The organism is Lelliottia sp. AC1, assembly GCF_023278595.1.
Lineage (GTDB): Bacteria > Pseudomonadota > Gammaproteobacteria > Enterobacterales > Enterobacteriaceae > Enterobacter > Enterobacter nimipressuralis.
Genome location: NZ_CP025699.1, coordinates 3,311,210 through 3,328,917 on the forward strand (window position 1 = coordinate 3,311,210; position 17,708 = coordinate 3,328,917).

20 protein-coding genes are annotated in these 17,708 nt (G+C 48.1%); 5 read left to right on the plus strand and 15 right to left on the minus strand.

What is annotated here, in order from left to right; genetic code table 11:
• Window positions 1–257 precede the first annotated feature (257 nt).
• The 3 genes from C0560_RS15745 to C0560_RS15755 are packed head-to-tail and all read right to left on the minus strand — an operon-like array spanning window position 258 to window position 1,685.
• Window positions 258–968: a helix-turn-helix transcriptional regulator gene (locus tag C0560_RS15745; protein ID WP_248859019.1), complete on the minus strand. Its 711-nt coding sequence runs from the start codon at window positions 966–968 to the stop codon at window positions 258–260.
• Complete coding sequence (locus tag C0560_RS15750) at window positions 965–1,357, minus strand: amino acid-binding protein (RefSeq protein ID WP_248859021.1); 393 nt, start codon at window positions 1,355–1,357, stop codon at window positions 965–967. The genes C0560_RS15745 and C0560_RS15750 overlap by 4 nt, the downstream gene beginning before the upstream one ends.
• Window positions 1,350–1,685 (minus strand): antibiotic biosynthesis monooxygenase, encoded by a 336-nt coding sequence (locus tag C0560_RS15755; protein ID WP_248859022.1) that lies wholly within the window; start codon window positions 1,683–1,685, stop codon window positions 1,350–1,352. The genes C0560_RS15750 and C0560_RS15755 overlap by 8 nt, the downstream gene beginning before the upstream one ends.
• A gap of 242 nt (window positions 1,686–1,927) precedes the next feature.
• Here C0560_RS15755 and C0560_RS15760 point away from each other — a divergent pair, with 242 nt between their 5' ends.
• The gene (locus tag C0560_RS15760) at window positions 1,928–2,911 is read left to right on the plus strand and encodes a DUF1852 domain-containing protein (protein WP_248859023.1); all 984 of its coding nucleotides are present in this window, start codon (window positions 1,928–1,930) and stop codon (window positions 2,909–2,911) included.
• 30 nt (window positions 2,912–2,941) lie between these two features.
• Window positions 2,942–3,973, plus strand: a complete 1,032-nt coding sequence (locus C0560_RS15765; protein ID WP_123428812.1) for a methionine synthase — start codon at window positions 2,942–2,944, stop codon at window positions 3,971–3,973.
• A 353-nt stretch (window positions 3,974–4,326) separates the two neighbouring features.
• On the opposite strand, the gene C0560_RS15770 is transcribed toward C0560_RS15765, so the two are convergent.
• From C0560_RS15770 to C0560_RS15800, 7 genes are read right to left on the minus strand one after another with little or no spacing between them, the layout of a single operon-like run.
• Window positions 4,327–5,388: a fimbrial protein gene (locus tag C0560_RS15770; protein ID WP_248859024.1), complete on the minus strand. Its 1,062-nt coding sequence runs from the start codon at window positions 5,386–5,388 to the stop codon at window positions 4,327–4,329.
• Between the two features lie 29 nt (window positions 5,389–5,417).
• Entirely contained in the window at window positions 5,418–6,092 is a 675-nt protein-coding gene (locus tag C0560_RS15775) for a molecular chaperone (protein WP_184957384.1), read from the minus strand.
• Window positions 6,093–6,142: 50 nt separating this feature from the next.
• Entirely contained in the window at window positions 6,143–6,655 is a 513-nt protein-coding gene (locus C0560_RS15780) for a fimbrial protein (protein ID WP_123428806.1), read from the minus strand.
• Between the two features lie 25 nt (window positions 6,656–6,680).
• The gene (locus C0560_RS15785; RefSeq protein ID WP_123428804.1) at window positions 6,681–7,220 is read right to left on the minus strand and encodes a fimbrial protein; all 540 of its coding nucleotides are present in this window, start codon (window positions 7,218–7,220) and stop codon (window positions 6,681–6,683) included.
• Between the two features lie 36 nt (window positions 7,221–7,256).
• A complete protein-coding gene (locus C0560_RS15790; RefSeq protein WP_123428802.1) occupies window positions 7,257–9,938 on the minus strand; it encodes a fimbria/pilus outer membrane usher protein in 2,682 nt (893 codons plus the stop codon).
• Between the two features lie 39 nt (window positions 9,939–9,977).
• Window positions 9,978–10,676 carry a molecular chaperone gene (locus C0560_RS15795; protein ID WP_248859025.1) on the minus strand — a complete coding sequence of 233 codons (699 nt, stop codon included), beginning with the start codon at window positions 10,674–10,676 and terminating at the stop codon, window positions 9,978–9,980.
• 50 nt (window positions 10,677–10,726) lie between these two features.
• Window positions 10,727–11,254: a fimbrial protein gene (locus tag C0560_RS15800; RefSeq protein WP_142503617.1), complete on the minus strand. Its 528-nt coding sequence runs from the start codon at window positions 11,252–11,254 to the stop codon at window positions 10,727–10,729.
• A gap of 442 nt (window positions 11,255–11,696) precedes the next feature.
• Here C0560_RS15800 and C0560_RS15805 point away from each other — a divergent pair, with 442 nt between their 5' ends.
• The gene (locus tag C0560_RS15805) at window positions 11,697–12,227 is read left to right on the plus strand and encodes a fimbrial protein (protein WP_142503616.1); all 531 of its coding nucleotides are present in this window, start codon (window positions 11,697–11,699) and stop codon (window positions 12,225–12,227) included.
• A gap of 87 nt (window positions 12,228–12,314) precedes the next feature.
• On the opposite strand, the gene C0560_RS15810 is transcribed toward C0560_RS15805, so the two are convergent.
• Complete coding sequence (locus tag C0560_RS15810; protein ID WP_123428797.1) at window positions 12,315–13,250, minus strand: LysR family transcriptional regulator; 936 nt, start codon at window positions 13,248–13,250, stop codon at window positions 12,315–12,317.
• 825 nt (window positions 13,251–14,075) lie between these two features.
• Between C0560_RS15810 and C0560_RS15815 the strand changes: the two genes are divergently transcribed.
• Together C0560_RS15815 and C0560_RS15820 are read left to right on the plus strand one after the other, a co-directional pair.
• The gene (locus C0560_RS15815; protein WP_102105384.1) at window positions 14,076–14,432 is read left to right on the plus strand and encodes a hypothetical protein; all 357 of its coding nucleotides are present in this window, start codon (window positions 14,076–14,078) and stop codon (window positions 14,430–14,432) included.
• Window positions 14,433–14,544: 112 nt separating this feature from the next.
• Window positions 14,545–15,099: a YceI family protein gene (locus C0560_RS15820; RefSeq protein ID WP_123428795.1), complete on the plus strand. Its 555-nt coding sequence runs from the start codon at window positions 14,545–14,547 to the stop codon at window positions 15,097–15,099.
• On the opposite strand, the gene C0560_RS15825 is transcribed toward C0560_RS15820, so the two are convergent.
• The 4 genes from C0560_RS15825 to C0560_RS15840 form a co-directional block, all read right to left on the minus strand.
• Window positions 15,094–15,873: an anti-sigma factor gene (locus tag C0560_RS15825; protein ID WP_248859026.1), complete on the minus strand. Its 780-nt coding sequence runs from the start codon at window positions 15,871–15,873 to the stop codon at window positions 15,094–15,096. The two genes, C0560_RS15820 and C0560_RS15825, sit on opposite strands and share 6 nt — an antisense overlap.
• The gene (locus C0560_RS15830; RefSeq protein WP_231276845.1) at window positions 15,870–16,346 is read right to left on the minus strand and encodes a sigma-70 family RNA polymerase sigma factor; all 477 of its coding nucleotides are present in this window, start codon (window positions 16,344–16,346) and stop codon (window positions 15,870–15,872) included. The genes C0560_RS15825 and C0560_RS15830 overlap by 4 nt, the downstream gene beginning before the upstream one ends.
• Before the next feature lie 60 nt (window positions 16,347–16,406).
• The gene (locus C0560_RS15835; protein WP_102105388.1) at window positions 16,407–16,952 is read right to left on the minus strand and encodes a tetratricopeptide repeat protein; all 546 of its coding nucleotides are present in this window, start codon (window positions 16,950–16,952) and stop codon (window positions 16,407–16,409) included.
• A gap of 543 nt (window positions 16,953–17,495) precedes the next feature.
• Window positions 17,496–17,693: a hypothetical protein gene (locus C0560_RS15840; RefSeq protein WP_100779228.1), complete on the minus strand. Its 198-nt coding sequence runs from the start codon at window positions 17,691–17,693 to the stop codon at window positions 17,496–17,498.
• Window positions 17,694–17,708: the final 15 nt, after the last annotated feature.

Genomic DNA, 17,708 nt, shown 5'->3' on the forward strand with positions numbered 1-17,708 from the left:
AATCCTTCGAAGATGATTCCAGAGTCATCCGTAGAAGTCCTGAAAGCCCGCACGGCGCAAGCCCTGCGGGCTTTTTTGTGTCTGCAATTTGTCCCGCGAAGTCCGAAGAAAACGAATTAAATCCGCACCTTTTAGGCCCAATCAGCCTCGCCGTCTCCCCTATCTCCAATCCTGTCTTTTCCCCTCGCGCAAAAAGACAAATCCAGCGATACACATAGACGCCCCCGCGTCACTCCATCCTTTTATCCAGATTGGTGTTAATCCAGATCCAAACTAAACAGTCGACTCAGAGCGGTCTTGCCGCTGCCGGTTACGGTCACTTCGCGATAGCCCTGCGTGTGGGTGATCCACTTTTTCTGCAGTAACAGCGTCATGAGTGCCTGCCCCGCATCCCCGCCCAGATGAAAACGTCTTTCACTCCAGTCGAGGCACGGGCAGCAAGGCTTGCGGCGCGGACGCGGATTAAGCACTGCGCCAATACGTTGAAAATGCGCTTTCCCGGCGGGCGTCAGCGCATTGCCGTCAGCCTCAATCCAGTGGTTATGGAGCATAAAATCATAGATTTTTACCGCCAGTTCGCCGGCCAAATGGTCATAACAGGTTCGGGCGTAACGCAAAACGACCGGCGTAGTCGGGGTAAAAGCAGTCTGGCTGCGCATGGAAACGCTCATGAGGTTCTCCAGCAGCCCGGCGATGTGATGGCCTGCCAGACTGTAATAGCGGTGGCGTCCCTGCGTCAGGCAAATCACCAGCCCGTTGCTGAGAAGCCGGGCAAGATGTCCGCTGGTGGTGGAGGCAGCGATGCCCGCCACCGCACTGAGTTCCGTGGCTGTCCACGCGCGCCCATCCATCAGGGCGCACAAAATAGTAACCCGTGACGGGTCAGAAATGGCGGAGGCGACCAGTGACATGGATTGTTCAAGAGACGCATCCGGCCCACTGTCGTGTTCGTTGTGAAGAACTTTCATGCAGCGTGTATTGCCCATTTTTGGGTGACTTCAGCCGCCCGGATATCGTCATCCGTGAGCAGAATAAGCCGGTTATCGTGATCGCTGTACTGTACCAGAATGCGAATGCCATTCTGTGCCAAAGTATCCGCGATTTCTCCCAGCTCGCCCGGCTGCTTCTGGGGTAATTTCCTTATCAGCGGGCGCGACAATTTTCTCACGTCAAAGCCTGCGTCAGTCAGAACCTGGCGGGCTTTCTCGCCGTCTTCTATGAGAAAATGCGCGTGGCCGCCGTCCGGGGTGATAAATACCCCCCCCCCTTCCAGCCCGACACCGTTAAGACCAAGCACGCGTCCGAAGGAAGCCAGCGAATATGAAGTATTATCGAGCACAACGTGAATGTCATACATGCTGTTGCGCTCCTTTGCTCGAAGATGTCTCAGACGAGTAATCACGAAATACCCGGGCCACGCGTATTCTGTAGTATGAAAAAATCGACTGTTTGCCCTCTTTCTGGGCTGCCAGATGCATCATATTCTGCTTCCATCCGGCGACCGCCTCCTCATCTTCCCACCATGATAACGAGAGAATTTTTCCGGGTGTGCTCAGGCTCTGGAACCGTTCAATGGAGATAAATCCCGGTGTGTCCGACAACAACGGCTTCAGTTCTGCCGCCAGTTCAAGATAGCGCTCACGCGCTTTGGGGAGTGCGTCTGCCTCAAAAAGTACTGCGATCATCTTGCTGCCCTCTCATGAATTTCGCTCAGCATATTGCCGGTAAAAAGGGGATGCTTCGGCCAGCGCCGAAGTATCCCGGTGATGCGCAGGCAGGATCATGAATTTGTCTCATGTTTGGTGAATTTAAATCACTGTTTTTCACTCAATGACTCAGGCATAAAAGATACATCGCAATGTATCCATAAAAATTCGAAGACTACTGAAATATTATTAATTTTCAGCAGCCAGGACACCTGATAAAAATGAAAAAAGACATTACATTCTCGCTTAAGACAATTCGTTTTGACGAAGATTATAACCCTTCGAAAAATACGCGTATTACCACTAACTTTGCCAATCTGGCCAGGGGTGAGAAACGTCAGGAAAACCTGCGCAACACTCTGGCGATGATCGATAACCGCTTTAATTCTCTGGCGCAGTGGGACAACCACACAAGTGACCGCTACACCGTTGAGCTGGACATCATTACGGCTCAGCTGAATATCAAGGGCGAGGGAGTATCAGACGCCTTCCCGGTGATTGAAATTTTAAAAACCAGTATCCTTGATAAAAAAACCAATCAGCGTTTTGAAGGCATTTTGGGGAATAACTTTTCCTCGTATGTGCGCGATTATGATTTCAGCGTGGTATTGCCAGAACATAATAAAGATAAAGCAGGATTTAGCCTGCCGGATAATTTTGGCGTATTACACGGCGATATATTTAAACGCTTTATTAGTTCAGATACTTACAAAGCGCATTTCAGTAAAACACCGGTTATCTGCCTGAGTGTGTCGAGCAAAAATACCTATTATCGCACCGGTACTCAGCACCCAGTTTTAGGCATCGAATATCAGCAGGATGCCCCTTCCCTGACGGATGACTACTTCGCCAAAATGGGATTGCGCGCCCGCTACTTCATGCCTGAAAACAGCGTTGCGCCGTTGGCATTTTACTTCAGTGGCGATTTACTCAGCGATTACACCGATCTTGAGCTGATCAGCACCATCAGTACGATGGAGACTTTCCAGAAGATTTATCGCCCTGAAATTTACAATGCTAATTCCCGGGCGGGAAAACAGTATCAACCAAGTTTGAATTTCCAGGATTATTCATTAACCCGCATTGTTTATGACCGGGAAGAACGTAGCCAGCTGGCTGTTGAGCAAGGGAAATTTACCGAAGAACAATTTATAAAACCTTATCAGTCTGTTCTTAAACAATGGTCTGCTGAACCCGTTATCTGATTTATCCATAAAAATATAAGGTCACCTGTGATGAAAAAATTATTACCCACATCGACTGCGGGCAGTTTGCCTAAGCCCTCCTGGATTGCGCAGCCAGAGACACTCTGGTCGCCGTGGAAGCTGGAAGGTCAGGAATTGGTTGACGGCAAACTCGATGCCCTGCGTTTATGTCTGGAAGATCAGCAGCAGGCAGGCATTGATATCGTCAGTGACGGCGAGCAAACGCGCCAGCACTTCGTCACGACATTTATCGAGCATCTCGAGGGCGTGGATTTCGAGAAGCGTGAGATCGTGAAGATCCGCAACCGCTATGATGCGAGTGTGCCCACCGTCGTGGGTCCGGTGAGCCGCAAGAAATCCGTTTTCGTTGAAGATGCGAAGTTCCTGCGCAAGCAAACCACCCAACCGATCAAATGGGCCCTGCCGGGACCGATGACCATGATCGACACGCTGTATGACAATCACTATAAAAGCCGTGAAAAACTCGCCTGGGAATTCGCTAAAATTCTCAATGAAGAAGCGAAAGAATTAGAAGCGGCGGGCATCGATATTATCCAGTTTGATGAGCCGGCCTTTAACGTATTTTTTGATGAAGTGAATGACTGGGGTATCGCCACATTAGAAAGAGCCATTGAAGGGCTGAAGTGTGAAACGGCTGTCCATATCTGCTACGGCTACGGCATTAAAGCCAACACAGACTGGAAAAAAACGCTGGGCACTGAGTGGAGACAGTACGAAGAGATTTTCCCGAAACTGCAAAAATCGAATATCGATATTATTTCTCTGGAGTGCCATCACTCGCATGTTCCGATGGAGCTGATGGAGCTTATTCGCGGCAAAAAGGTGATGGTCGGTGCCATCGACGTCGCGACCAATACGATTGAGACACCGGAAGAAGTCGCTGCAACGCTTCGAAAAGCACTGCAGTATGTCGATGCCGACAAACTTTATCCGTGCACCAACTGCGGCATGATCCCGCTACCGCGTGGCGTCGCACGAGGCAAGCTGGATGCATTAAGCGCCGGTGCAGAAATCGTGCGCAGAGAATTGCAGGCGAAATAACGTCGCCGGAGAGCACAATGACTGTCCCACCCGGGTCTCAAGCGGGGCAGTACCGACACTGATCCTTTCACTGGCTTAAATCCGCTATCTACATTCCAGCGGAACTCAGGAGAGAGGTATGCGTTTATTAATGTCGGGGAAAAAGCGTAAGGCGCTAAAATACGGTGTTACACCAGCCCGGTGCGAAAATCTCTCTCGCACCGGGCCAGACTGTCGGCATTCCCGCTCTGTTGGCTGCTGATAAAACTGCCTTCGGCTATGCCTGGCGTTATCGCGGGTTACATGGCCAGCATTTTCCTTTCATTGAGAATCACACACTCATTCTTCTGCGCTGCCATGCCGGTTTCGTCTTTTTACTGTATATCCACTGTAACCGTCACCTGGGAATTGAATATCCCTGTTTTTGGCACATTGCCAGTCGAGTTAATCGGATAAAGCTGCATCGCACTGGTACCGGTTTGGTTGTTGTAGTTAAAGTTTACCGGGATCTCGCCCCCCTTAGGGCTGATCGGATTGTTTGAGGTATCGTCCAGGCGAATGGCGATATCTTTGTTGTCTGTTTTTACAGCCGTTGAGTCAGTCGTATCCGGCGTACCATTAAATTCAAGGCTCACGTCTACGCCATTAGCAATGTTTGAACATTTTATCGAAAAATCGACTCTCTTTTTAGAGAACCCGGTTGGAGGCTGCCCTTTGGTGTTAAACACATTTTGCGCAATATTACCGAAATCGATATTGATAATGTCACCCTCATTGATAATACAGGTTTGAGGCACGGTAACGGTCCCTGACATGGTGACACTCGCCATACTTCTTGAAGCATAAGAACCTTTGGTGGTCGTGGCATAAATTCCGGCCAGATACGTTGGGGGAATAATATGCTTACCAACAAACGGACGTCTGATATAGAGTTTTACGTTTCCCTTACTTCCAGTATAAAAATTTGTATCCTGACCCATTAGAATACCATGATATACATTATTAGGAACGTCGGTAAAAGGAACGGTATAATAATTATCCGTATTCCCCTCACCATCATATACCATGATTACAGTTTGATATTCGATGTTGTTATCAAGAATATACCATTGGCTCGCATGCCCAACAGGTGCCCCCCCGGCATCCGCCTTGAAATAAAAAGTCCGCCCTAACTGATCCGTATCACATTGGGCTGTATAATAGTCGCCTAAATCCCACTCATACACGACAGGGGTCTCACCTGTTTTATTATCCGCCGGTGACGTAATCGTTCTGTTGTAGCTAAAAGAAAATTCCTTTGGGCCACCCGTCGTACCAGGGGTGCAATGACCAGACCCTGCTGCCGAAGCAGAACCACAAAATAATGCAGTACAGACACCCGCCAGCAGCCCTAAAATAATCACAGCCGGTGAAACTGAAGATTTATATTTCAACATAACATTACTCACAGATTAATCAGTTGTGTTTAAATTTGCGTGGAAAAAAGTTCACTTTTCGCACCATAGTCATTAATTGTCATCCATGACAGAACGCCGTGGAGATCAACGCCGGATAACGTGAAGTTAACGGATGAAAAAGGTGCAATTACCTTCACATCATTTAATGTCGTCTCATTCAGTTTCACAGAGTAAAAACTGATGTAATAGGGCGTCGGATTCGCTACAGACAGCGTATTTTGCTGTAATGACCACTTCAGTATGTTACTGATATCGCTTGCAGGTTCGTCCAGCCCCTTAGGACGATAAATTAATTTTATTCTGGTTTTAACGGCAAGTTCGACCGTCCCCGCTTTTTTTTCGGCTAAAGGGATAGCTTTAACACTTAACCAAAACAAGGATTCTTTATTTTCGGGCAAAGATGATTGCGTTTTCATCACGCGTAAACTGCGCTGACTCTTTTTATTGATTTTGAAAAGTGGCGGTGTCAGCACAAACGGCACGGGGGTTTTATCGGCACCTTCTACCCACGCCTGAATAAGATAAATTTGTTGTTCCGTATTTAATACATCTATAGCGGCAGATTTCTCGCGCGCATCGTAAATGAGCCTTGTGCCACCTAGCGCAATTCCCGCGTTGGCGATCGCTGGGAATAAGGTAAAAATGATGAAAGTCATAAATAAACTTTTTACTTTTTTGCGCATAGTCATACTTCTTGTTAAATGCTGAGCAGCATCCTGGATGCTGCCCAGCGTTATTGATAGGAGAAAGAGAGCTCGACTAATCCTGTCACAGAACCCGCGGTGGCACTCCCCTGCGGGGTAACCATTCGGGATTGCAAATCCAGTACGGCATCATGTGATGGGTTGACGGTAATCGTACGAGTGGCGCCATTCCGGACAATACTGCCGCCGGTGTCTTTGATTTCAATCGCCACATGAGAACTGCTTCCCATGTTTTTAAAGAAATCAGGGTTACTCTCGTCGGCATCGCCCGTGAAGACGACAGAAACCGCTGTTGTCGTCACCGGGCACTCCGTCAATTTCAATGCAAAAGGCACCCAGCCCGTTGCATCCCCGCGATTACTCAGTTCGTTAGTATAAAAACTGCCCAGCGGAACATTACCATGTACCGTGTCTTCCGATAACGTACAGGGAGAGGCCACGATATTGGCAGATATATTCAATGCTGTTCCTTCATCGGCAAAGGCATTCGACGCCGATATAAGCAACACTACAAAGAACGCCGTCACGATTGTTTTCACCATCCTTTGCTCACTTATCCGTAGCCGCTTAGCTATAGGTGAAAGTAACCTGCACAGCAGAACTTACCGCACCTGGCGCAACAGCACCTTTTTCGCTGTAGAGACGGGCTTTAACCGTAAAACTGGCGTTCCCCTTGTCTACCGTCACGTTGCCATAGCTGGCGCCGTTCTTCAGGAACGTTGTGCCGTCGGTTTTCGCCAGCTGCGTACTCACGGCTTTCGAACCACCTGACGCCGCGTTGGCATAGCCATTCGCGTCGTTGGTATCCGCAGTCCCGGCGAAGGTCGCATTGACCTTGGTGGTGACGCTTGGGCAGCCCGTCAGGTTAAGCGTGTAGTTAGTCGACCATGATGAAAAGCTTTTTGCGGCCGCAATGGTGTTTGCCTGAACCTCACCCAAAGGAATAGAGACGGTTTTTGAATCCGTCGACACGACGCAGGTCGGCGAAACGATATTCGCTTTTACGTTCACAGTGCTGTCTGCAGCAAAAGCGTTAGACCCCATTGCACCACTAAGCGCAATCGCCGACAGCGCGAACAACGCGATTTTTTTTCCATTCATGTTCATGATTTTTCCTTACTTACGTTGAGTTAATGTATGAAATTAGTGAACTTCACAAATTTCTTTAAGACTGATGATGTCAATTTCCGCTGGACTGTCAGGGATTTGGTAATTTACCGTACAGGATTCCCCAACTCCTTTACCCCATTGCGCGAGAAGCGATCCCTTAGCCGGGAGTCCACTTAAATAAGCTTCGCCCGCTTCACCGACTAAACCTGCTGAAATTCCACCATCGTTGTTCTGGAGGGAAACAGAGGTACCAAAGGGCAAAAACTTTCCATTATTTTGTTTTATTTGCATCATTACGCGATAACCGATATGCGTAACGAATGACGCTTTAACTACGGCACCGCGTGTCGGCACGACATCTTTGGCGCTTTCATCTAATTCCACATTCTGTCGTAAACTTGTGGTATCAAGAGAAACCGTATTTCGACGATAAGGTGAAATATACGTCAGTACCGCGTAACCCTCTTCATCGGTATGGATGCCGTTGGTATTCTTTATTCTGGTATCACCTGAGCCTGGCGCAGCAACTAAAGCCACTGTCTCGCCTAAGGGTTGAGAAAGCGTGATACCGCCACTATGAACAACGGCTCCACCTTTCAAGCCATAATTCAGGCGATTAGAATATTTGTTATAGCTATAGCCAACGTTCGCGTTACCATAACGCCCTTGATACATAATATTGGTATTGCCTGAGCCACCCTGGCCTTTATTGCCCTGGCTTTGACTCACACTGTAATTAAGGTTGTTATCATTCAGTAACGTGCCGCTAATACCCGCCTGCTGGGTGACTTGCCCATTACTGTCATGGGTCATGTTATAGGTTGCCCATGAGCCTTTCAGCCAGCGGTCTAAAGGTAACGATACACTCAGCGTAAATTGTTTATCACTATCCTGACCGGAGATATAGCTGTTATTAAACGCCAGGTTATACGCAATACCGTTCCAGACATTGCTATAACCCCATTGCAACGTTTGTTCCTTTGAATCATCGCCCCAATAATCCTGTACACTGGCCGAAAAATAGAATGAACCCATCTCTTCCGGTAATGACTGGTTAATCGACCCTTCTATTTTGCTCCGCTTATGAGTACGTATATCAAATTTTGCGAGGCTGTTATCTTCATCATTAAGGTCAACAGACTCCTGAAGGGTATAGAAACCACTGGTGGAATAACGATAACCCAATAATCTAAAATCGGTTCCGCTGTTCACGAATGATTTTGCAAACAGGAAACGATACGACTGCCCCTTCTCAGTGACACCATCAGGCAGATCTGTTTTTGCCTGTGTCACATCCAATGAAACGGCGCCAATTTCGCCTAAGTTACTCCCCACACCGAGCGCCAGCGCAGCGTAGTTTTTACTTCCCTGCATACCGGTATACATCGTCAGGCCTTTTGCAAAGCCGTGAATCAACGTAAATTGCCCAAAGGTCGGCGTAGCACCGCCATAGCCGTCGCGGTATTCACCCGCCGTTACGCTATATTTCGTGCGCCCTTCACGCTGTAACACAGGTACTGACGCATATGGCTGGACAAAGGTTTGCAAACTTCCGTCGCTTTCCTTTACTTCCACCGTCAGATCGCCGCTGTTACCGCTGGGATAGAGATCCGAAATTTCGAATGCACCGGGTGACACATAGCTTTGATAGATAACGTATCCATTTTGGCTAATGGTGACCTGGGCGTTCGTTTTCGCGATGCCCCTGACGATGGGCGCAAACCCTTGCAGGCTGTCCGGTAGCATTTCATCGTCAGAAGCAATCTGGACGCCTCTGAACTGCTGGCCGTCAAAGATATCTGATGTGGAGAAACTATCCCCCATCACCAGCTGCGATTTCAGAAACACAATACTACGCTGCACGTAGTTATTGATGCTTTGCCACTTGCGTTCACCGTTGCTTTTATTCAGCGCGGAGTTGTTGCGATATCTCCACGGGCCGAGATTGAAACCGGAGCGTAGGTTCAGGTAATAGCTATTATCGCTGCTGTTACTTTCTGAGCCGGATTCCGAAGAGTCCGAAGAACTCGAGGAGAACGACGAACCGTGATCTTTTTGCTTCTCGTTTGCGCCCGAAAAATCATAGTCGAGCAGCAGCGCGGTGATTCCATCGTCCCAGTTTTTAGGATCAACGTAGCCCCGGGCATTTTGTGCAATCAATGCCTGTGGGATGGTAATGAGCAATCGTTGTTGCCCAAAATCAAACTCAGATGTCGCGTCTTTTACGGTAAGCAACGTCAGTGAACATTCTGCTTTAGTGGCGGCTTCCTTTGGCTTGACTTCAGCGGCATCGCTCTCGTCGTTCGATGCTTGCTCATCGGCCTTTTTCGGAAACTTCACCCCATAAGACTCAAGCTCCTCTTGCGTAAAGCAGGGAGTAAGGCCAACCGATTTCTCTTTATCAATATCCGTACCGTTCTGTGGCGTTGCGATAAACTCAACATAGCGGTGATCAACTTTGGCATCGTTGACAATAATATCAACCAGGTATCTCCCTGGTTGTTGACCGCCGTTGTCGGAAGCAAATGCCGACAGGTCGGCTACGTCGCCATCAACATGTTCAAGAAATGCTGGATTGAAATTAGCTTCGGCGTAACAGCCCTGCGAAAAAGCAGCCAGGACGATGCTACCCATAGCAAAATATCCAAATTTTTTCTTTTTATACGTATTTTTGAAAAAATTGTAATCCATTGTGGATATTTTAACGTGTGACATTCACTATCTCTTGATCATGATTCCATTGAAAAAAGAGGATTACTTAATCGCGGCTTTGACAGGATTGGTGCTTCCGCCGTAATCCGTTATCGCCGTAAACTGCAATTCCTGAGAATTACCCGCAGCAGCAGGGAACTCATAGGTTGCTTCGCCTTTTGGTAAAACCATATTGACGTCTTTTACGTCGTTACCATTAATACTCACCTTATCCAACGTCACCGCATACTCGGATGGATTTTTCACCAGTAATTTATTGCCTGAGTGGAACCATTGCAGCTGTGCTGGCGCATCTTCGACTTTTGTCGTTAAGCTTGTTGGGCGATAGAAAAGCTTAATTCGTGTTTTAATCGCCAGTTGCAGCACATTCTGTGATTCGCCTTCTTCTGGCGCTGGTGGAATCGCTTTTACGTTAACCCAGAACACAGATTCACGATCGGCAGGAAGATCGCCCGGCGTTTTGATAATACGCAGCATATTTTCTTTGCCAGCATTTAAGCGAAATAACGGTGGCGTTAACGAAAAGGGAACATTTTTATTTCCGTTGCTGTCATCAACCCAGGATTGAATAAGGAAATACTGTTTTTCAGTTTTGTTAGATACGGTAAGTGATGCTTCTTTATTTTTAGCATCATATACCACTCGCGTAGAACCCACGACCACGCCACCCACAGCGAATGCAGACGGCGCCGCCGCAGCCAGCATTAAACCAGCAGCAAGATATTTTACGTTGAATTTCACAATTAATTCCTCAAAGGCGGGCACCAACGGATGTTGGTGCCCTGAATTATTTACTTATAGGCGAGCTGGAATTCAGCCTGAGAATTTGCGTGACCAGAAACAACTGGTATTGCGGTAGCGACGTAGCGCGCTTTGAACATCAGCGTATTTTGACCATCCTTCAGAGCAAAGTCGGAGCTGGCCTTGTTCAGTGGAATGACGGTAGCAGTGGTCGCATCAGAAATTTCAATGCCCACGCCTTTAGCGGCACCAGACTGACCACCGATGCTTAACAGGTCCTTATTCACTTCATCACTTGAACCGCGGAAGGTAATGTTGGTGCTCTTCAGCGTGGTGGTGGTGCACTCTTCCAGAACGATTTGAAAATCTTTGTAAGCTGAAGAATCTTTCGCTTTTGCAAAGGCAGAAGACTTCACCTGACCCAGGTTCACGTTCTGATTTTGCGTGTCAGTGGAAACGACACAAGGTGCGTTGACGATATCACCGGTGAAATTAATGGTGCCATCGCTTGCCATAGCAGCAGAGCTAAACATGCCAGCAACGATCAGCGCAGGGACTGCTAATTTAACAAATTTCATTTTACATCCTTTATTTAGAGACTAACCCATTCACTTGGGAATTAATTCATGTAGTAACACAGATATAGTGGTGCAGACCTTCAGTAGAACGACTTCTGATAACGGTTTGTGTTTAAAACCAGGTGGTGCACTCCACTGGCGCCATAATATTTAGTTGAATGAGCTTTGTCGTCATCTAATTTAAAGCACCGGTAGCCTTAAATGCACTTCACAAAGGTAACGTGCTGATATTACAAGGTGTTTCAAATCATTAAGCGGACCTTAATGCATGATTAAGAGACTTTATTTACGATGGAATGATAATCTTCTTGCAGTGCGTAATAGCCGTTACTTTTCTAAAGTTTCCTATATTTGTATTAAGTACCGTTCAGGAGTCTTCTCTTGTTCCTCTCGGACGTTAATCGTTTGAATACCATCAACAAAGTTATATTAAGGATTTATAATGAAGGGAAAATCTAGTCGCAAAAATACGTTAATTTCTCTGGGGTTAGTGCCCCTTGCTTTATTAGCAATGTCAGGTAATGCACATGCTGCTGATTCGACAATCAATATTACCGGCACCGTTGTGGCTTCGCCATGTACTATAGAAGCCGTGAAAAACGTCGACCTGGGCGATATTGATGCCACGAAGTTAGCGGCAACCGGCACCTCATCTGATTATGTCAGCTTCTCGGTCAATCTGACCAACTGCCCGGCGACAACGACAAGCGCCACCGCTACATTCTCTGGCACCGCCTCTAATACCGATTACTATGCTAACTCGGGTACGGCAAAAAATGTTGAGGTGGAACTGGTCACCAGCTATTCCTCCGCAAATGTTGGCAATGGAAAGTCAATGAACGTTAACATTGACTATGCAACACATGCTGCATCTTTTAACTTAAAAACTCATGTCAAGAATGATGGTAAAGGCTCTGCCGTTACTCCGGGCAGTGTTTCAAGTGCAATTCAAATGGCAGTTGCTTACAAGTAAGTAGACAGATTGTTAACGCCGTCACGCTGTTGATCTCAAAACTCTACGTACAAGAAAATGCCAGTTGAGCATTTTCTTGTACTCCTTTCATTTAAAAGAAATTTTACATTCTTTTATGATATTTAATAACCCCACGAAGTTATTGTTTCTCAACGATGCTTTATTGTAGGTCATGAATATATTTACCGGCTGCGGCGAAAAATCGCAATCCAGTATTTTAAAGTTATAAATATCTGAAAACTTCCGCGCAAACCACTCTGGAATAAAGCTCACTGAATCCGAACGTTCAACGATAGAGGCATTGACATGTAATGAGCTACTCGAAAATGAGAAGGTTCTTTCCCCGAAATAATTCTCAATATCCGATTGTGTTTGTTGTAAGCCGTTTGATTTGATATTCAAAAAGGTGGATTTCTCAGTTTTCATACTTTCGTGCGTAAGCTTATCTTTCAATCGCGGATGATCCTTACGACAAATGGCGACCGCTTTTTCGACCGTGTACGGCTCAGTGATGGTTGAGAATCCATAGTGTGAGGTGGTATCAAAAATGATATCGGCTTTGCGATAGATAAGAATATCTTCAGCATTATCAAAATTCGGGTCCGAGCTAAGATGGACGATCTCACAGTTAATCCCACTTTTTTCGATCATCGCGAAAATCTCAGGCAGGATGCGTAAGGCCGCATACGGCGTGGCATGAATGACGAACCGTGATTTGATGTTTTTATCGGAGAAGTTATTGAGGTTATCCAGCAGGGCATGGAAATGTTCGCTTAGCAGCGCATGCAGGCTCTCGGCCGTCGTTGTTACCACCAGCCCCTTACCTTCACGCACAAAGAGCGGATCGCCAAAAAACTCCCGGAGCTTGGTAAGTGACTGGCTGATTGCTGGCGGCGAAATGTTTAACAGACCCGCAGCTTTGGTGACACTTCTGTGCTGATAAACGGCTTCAAATGTGAGTAAAAGATTTAAATCCAGGCCTTTAATATTATTGAGGCTGGTTATCAATGACTTACTGACCATGTGATATCTCCTGTTTTTTTATTGATTTATCCAGAAAAAATAAGGGTAGCCAAAACCTGTGTTCACATGATTTTTCTCACCCGACAAACTTTTCAAGACATCTACAAGGAAGTGTTGGCATCCCTGACCCTACGTTTACTTACAGTAATAAGTAACACCGTCCTTACAAGCAAAGTCATCGGCAATAACAACGCCCCTGGAATCAGTTACTTCTGGCAAGGCTGTAATAATATTACACCAAAAGTAAGCGGTATTTGTCCCTGACAGGCTCCATTTTTTTTTAAACATTCAATATGCGTTTCGGCTCGCTAATTTTCATCATTAAAACGTTAAGGACTGATGCTGCTTTTGTGATTTCTCACCGAAATCATTAATAATGGAATCGTTCAATATTCCAGAATTTCGTCTCGCCCGGCAAACACCACACAACGCAATGCTCCTTTCACGAGAACCCTAACGTGTTTATCGGCCACCGGCTGAAATTTTTCAGCGATTGTTATCGTGAACAGAGAAAAACGCGCACATAACTGCGTGACTGTGTGCCGTAAATGACAGGCGCAGCCTGCTGGATACTGAGCCAGTAAACCGACGCCCTACCCTGTGGCATTTACCCGCCACGATTACCCTGCGCCCTATTTATAAGTGGCCTGAATCTGTCTTAAAGCGCGGCGGAATATCTCTTGTTGGCAGAGGTGATAAACATCTTTAACGCACGCCTGAATTTTCACCCTTGATCCACTTACAGTTTTTTCCTAAAGCCATGCCGCTTCGCTCGTGCCATTCTTAATCACGCTCATAACATGAATAACGTGAATTGAGGATATTATGAAAAAGACAATTATTGCATTATCTGCACTTCTGCTGGCTTCACCAGTTTTTGCCGCAACCACACACGCAACCGACGACACCGTTGCCGCCGCGAAAGCGAACGCCAATGACGCGAAACAAAAACTGCATGAAGAGCAGAACAAAGGTGAAGAGCTGAAGCTCAAATCCAAACACGCCGCTGAAGGTAAAAGCGAAAGCTTCGGCAGCAAAGTGAGTGAAGACTCCCAGAAAGCCTGGCATAAAACCAAAGAAGGCACCGAGAAGGGCTGGGATGCCACTAAAGAAGGGACGGAGAAAGGCTGGAACAAAACCAAAGAAGGCGCTTCGTCGCTGGAAAAGAAAGTCACTGAATAAGTTTTCTCCCCCCGATAAAGGCCGCCGTCGCGGCCTTTTTTATTTCTGATTCCTGCGAATAAATCTCCCTGACTGCGCGTTTACACCTTGCCCGCCTACTGGAGATTGCCTCATGATTCGCTCTGTCACCCTGCTCATGGTTATGCTGCTGTGCCCTGCCCTCTACGCAATGCCGGTTACCTATGCCATTAACAGCGAAAAAACGCCCATCACCCTGTCGTGGCATGCCTTTGGCGGCATCCTTTCCTGGGCGAATCTCAATGGCGTGACGGGAAACGTCACGCTGGACCCAACCAATGAATTTGCCGATCGCATTGATGTGACCATTCCCGTCGCCACGCTGGTGGCCTCTAACCGTCTGCTCACCTGGCGGCTCAAGAGCGATATGTTTTTCGATGCCGCGCGCTACCCTACGATCAGGTTCAGCAGTACCCGCGTGGTGGAGCTGGGCGCTGGCCATTACAGAGTGTTTGGCTCGCTAAAGGTCAAAGATATTCAGCGCCCGGTGATCCTGGAAGCGACTCTGGACGAAGACAACGCGGCGGAGGCAATCTCCCTTAATGCCACCACCGCCATCTCACGCTCCGCCTATCACATGGATAAATTCGCGATGGTGGTAGATGACCGCATCGCGATAAAAATTGCGATCGACGCCCACGCGTCATAAGAGCCTTAACTGCAGCTGGCGTGCGCTGGCGGTGAGCGCCTTCGACGGGGTGCGGCCAATCAGCACATACTGATAGTCACTGTCGTTCCACCAGGCAATATTCATGCTGTGCCGTTGCTCGTTTTTGATATCCGTGACAACGGCCTTCTCAAGAGGCGAAATGCACAGCGCCAGCGGGCCGAAATCCGCGTGCAGCCAGACGATCTGCGCGATAGCGGTGCTGTCGTAGCGCAGCATCCGCACCATCTTCAGCTCGGCGCCCGCAAGAGCCAGCTGCTGCTCATTCACTTTCAGGCCGATATCCTGGGCGGTTCGCTGGATCCCCTGGGCAATCACCGACGGCGAGTTGTCGACATCCAGCAGGGTTTCAGCGCTGTAAAGCGACATATACTGAGCTTCAAGATCGCGAATCTGCTCGTTCTCACTCATTATCACCGCCATAGGGCGCGCCAGATACCCCAGCCCGGAACCGATCGCCAGGAAACTCAGTGACGCGGCAATCAGCGCACGTCGGCTGACGCCTGCGCGCGCGCCTGCAAGATAGTTATCGAGCCGCTGCTGCATCTGCGCTTCGGGTGCCTCTTTCAGCAACGGGGCAAACGCCTGCTGATAGTCCTGATGGCTGTTTTTCAGCGTCTCCATGCGCTGTGCCAGGGAGGTATCCACACACAGTTGTGCTTCAAAAACACGGGCGTCGGCGCTCTCCATCTCGCCATCCAGCCAGGCGATAATCGCATCGTCGTGATAAGGGGGCGTAAAACGTAACGAGTTCATGAGCGTTTCTCCTTCGCCACCGGACGGACATCCACCGTTTTGGCGAGCCGCGCCCGCGCCGTTGCCAGTCGGCTCATAATGGTGCCAATGGGAACCGACAGCGTATCCGCCGCCTCCTGGTAGGTAAATCCTTCGACATAGACTAAAAACAGCGTGTTGCGCTGGGCTTCCGGGAGGTCATTCACCCTCTGCATGATTTGCTGATAATGCAGACGATCGTCATCCTGCCCGTGGGTATCCGGGGCGATCAGATCTTCGCCAGGGACAAACCCCTGCCCCTGGCGGACGTGGCGCGCGCGCAGTTCGGAGATCCAGATCGAGTGCAAAATCGAGAACAGCCAACGGTCAATCCGCGTGCCCGGCGTATATTGCGCGCTCCTTTCGAGCGCGCGGACGCAGGTGGACTGAACCAACTCTTCAGCCAGATCCCGGTTGCGCGACAGCACCAGTCCGTAGCGCCAGAGACGCGTCAGATGTGCCGCCAGCTGTTGGCGAACGTCACTGGTTGTGATTTTCTCCCCCTCCCGCAGAGATCAGGACTCCGGATGCCCGTCGATTGCCGCCTGCAGATCGCGGTACTCTTCGCAATCCTGGCCGCAGATCCCGGCAATGACTTTAAGCTGCTCTTTCGCCAGATCCGGGCGACCTTTTACCATCCATGCTTCCCCCAGATACTCCCGCGCTTTGGCATAGTTGGGCTGCAGGGCGAGCGATCGCTGGTAATAGCCAATGCCTTCATCCGTGCGCCCCAGTTTGCGGGTCGCATAGCCACGGTAGTTCCACGCCTCGGCCGTGTTGGCGTTTTTTAACGTATCCAGCAGGTTCAATGCCGCCTGATACTCGCCTTTTTTCGCGAGGTGGTACGCATAATTGGTTTTGTCCTCATCGCTGAGGCTGCTGGTTTTCTCCGGGACACACTTCTTACTCACACTGTCGTAGACCTGCCCTGAGGGGCAGTCCGGCGTTTTGCTTTCAGTATCAGTATTGCCCATGGCAAAGCCCTGCGGGGTCTGTAACAAAAATAACAGTACCGGGATAGCCAGAGGACGGGTAAAGGTACGGACTGAGGATGCGTTCATTTTCTACTCCTGGTGGAGGTGGGCAGGTCAACAAGGAGTAAACGCCCGAGCGTCCGATTCTATTCGCAGAAAACGCAGTTGAAATGACAGCCGAAATCATACTTATGGCCTATGCCATCCGTCATCAGTGAACGGTAGATTCAGATAATAATTAACGCAGGCTTAATTCCTGTCTCTAATAGCACACTCTTCACCGCCCGCCATTTTTATTTTTAATTCGGTCACAAACATAATATATCGTATAAATAATTTCTTAACCCCACCTGAATTAACAATTAAGCCCGCCTTAATTAAATACCCATTTACATTCTAAAATATCAAATATATTCAAATAAATGCTTTGGTATTATATTTAACAAATGACAGGCAAAAACAGCAAAGCCTTATGCCACAAGGCTCAGCACCCTCGCGCAAGCTGTACAAACCGGCAGAAAACTATTCAATTCAGAAGGGGTTAACTTGTCCATAATTGGCGCTTCATTTGCATATTCCGTTATTTATAGCTATATCATTTTCAGACCATTCAAATAATATCTTTATAAATCACAGGGCTTTATATAACACAAAAAACGCCGAATACAAGTTAACCCAAAGCAAATAAATCGATTCATCTGATGTTGCCACTAATTGCTGGCGGGCATCGGCCGCTCTGAAGATAACAACGGTGAGCACTATTTTAAAAATAGCGACTCCGCCGGGGGCGCTCTGTACCCGCAGAAAGATGATGGCTTCGTCTTGCACGCCATATCAATAAAA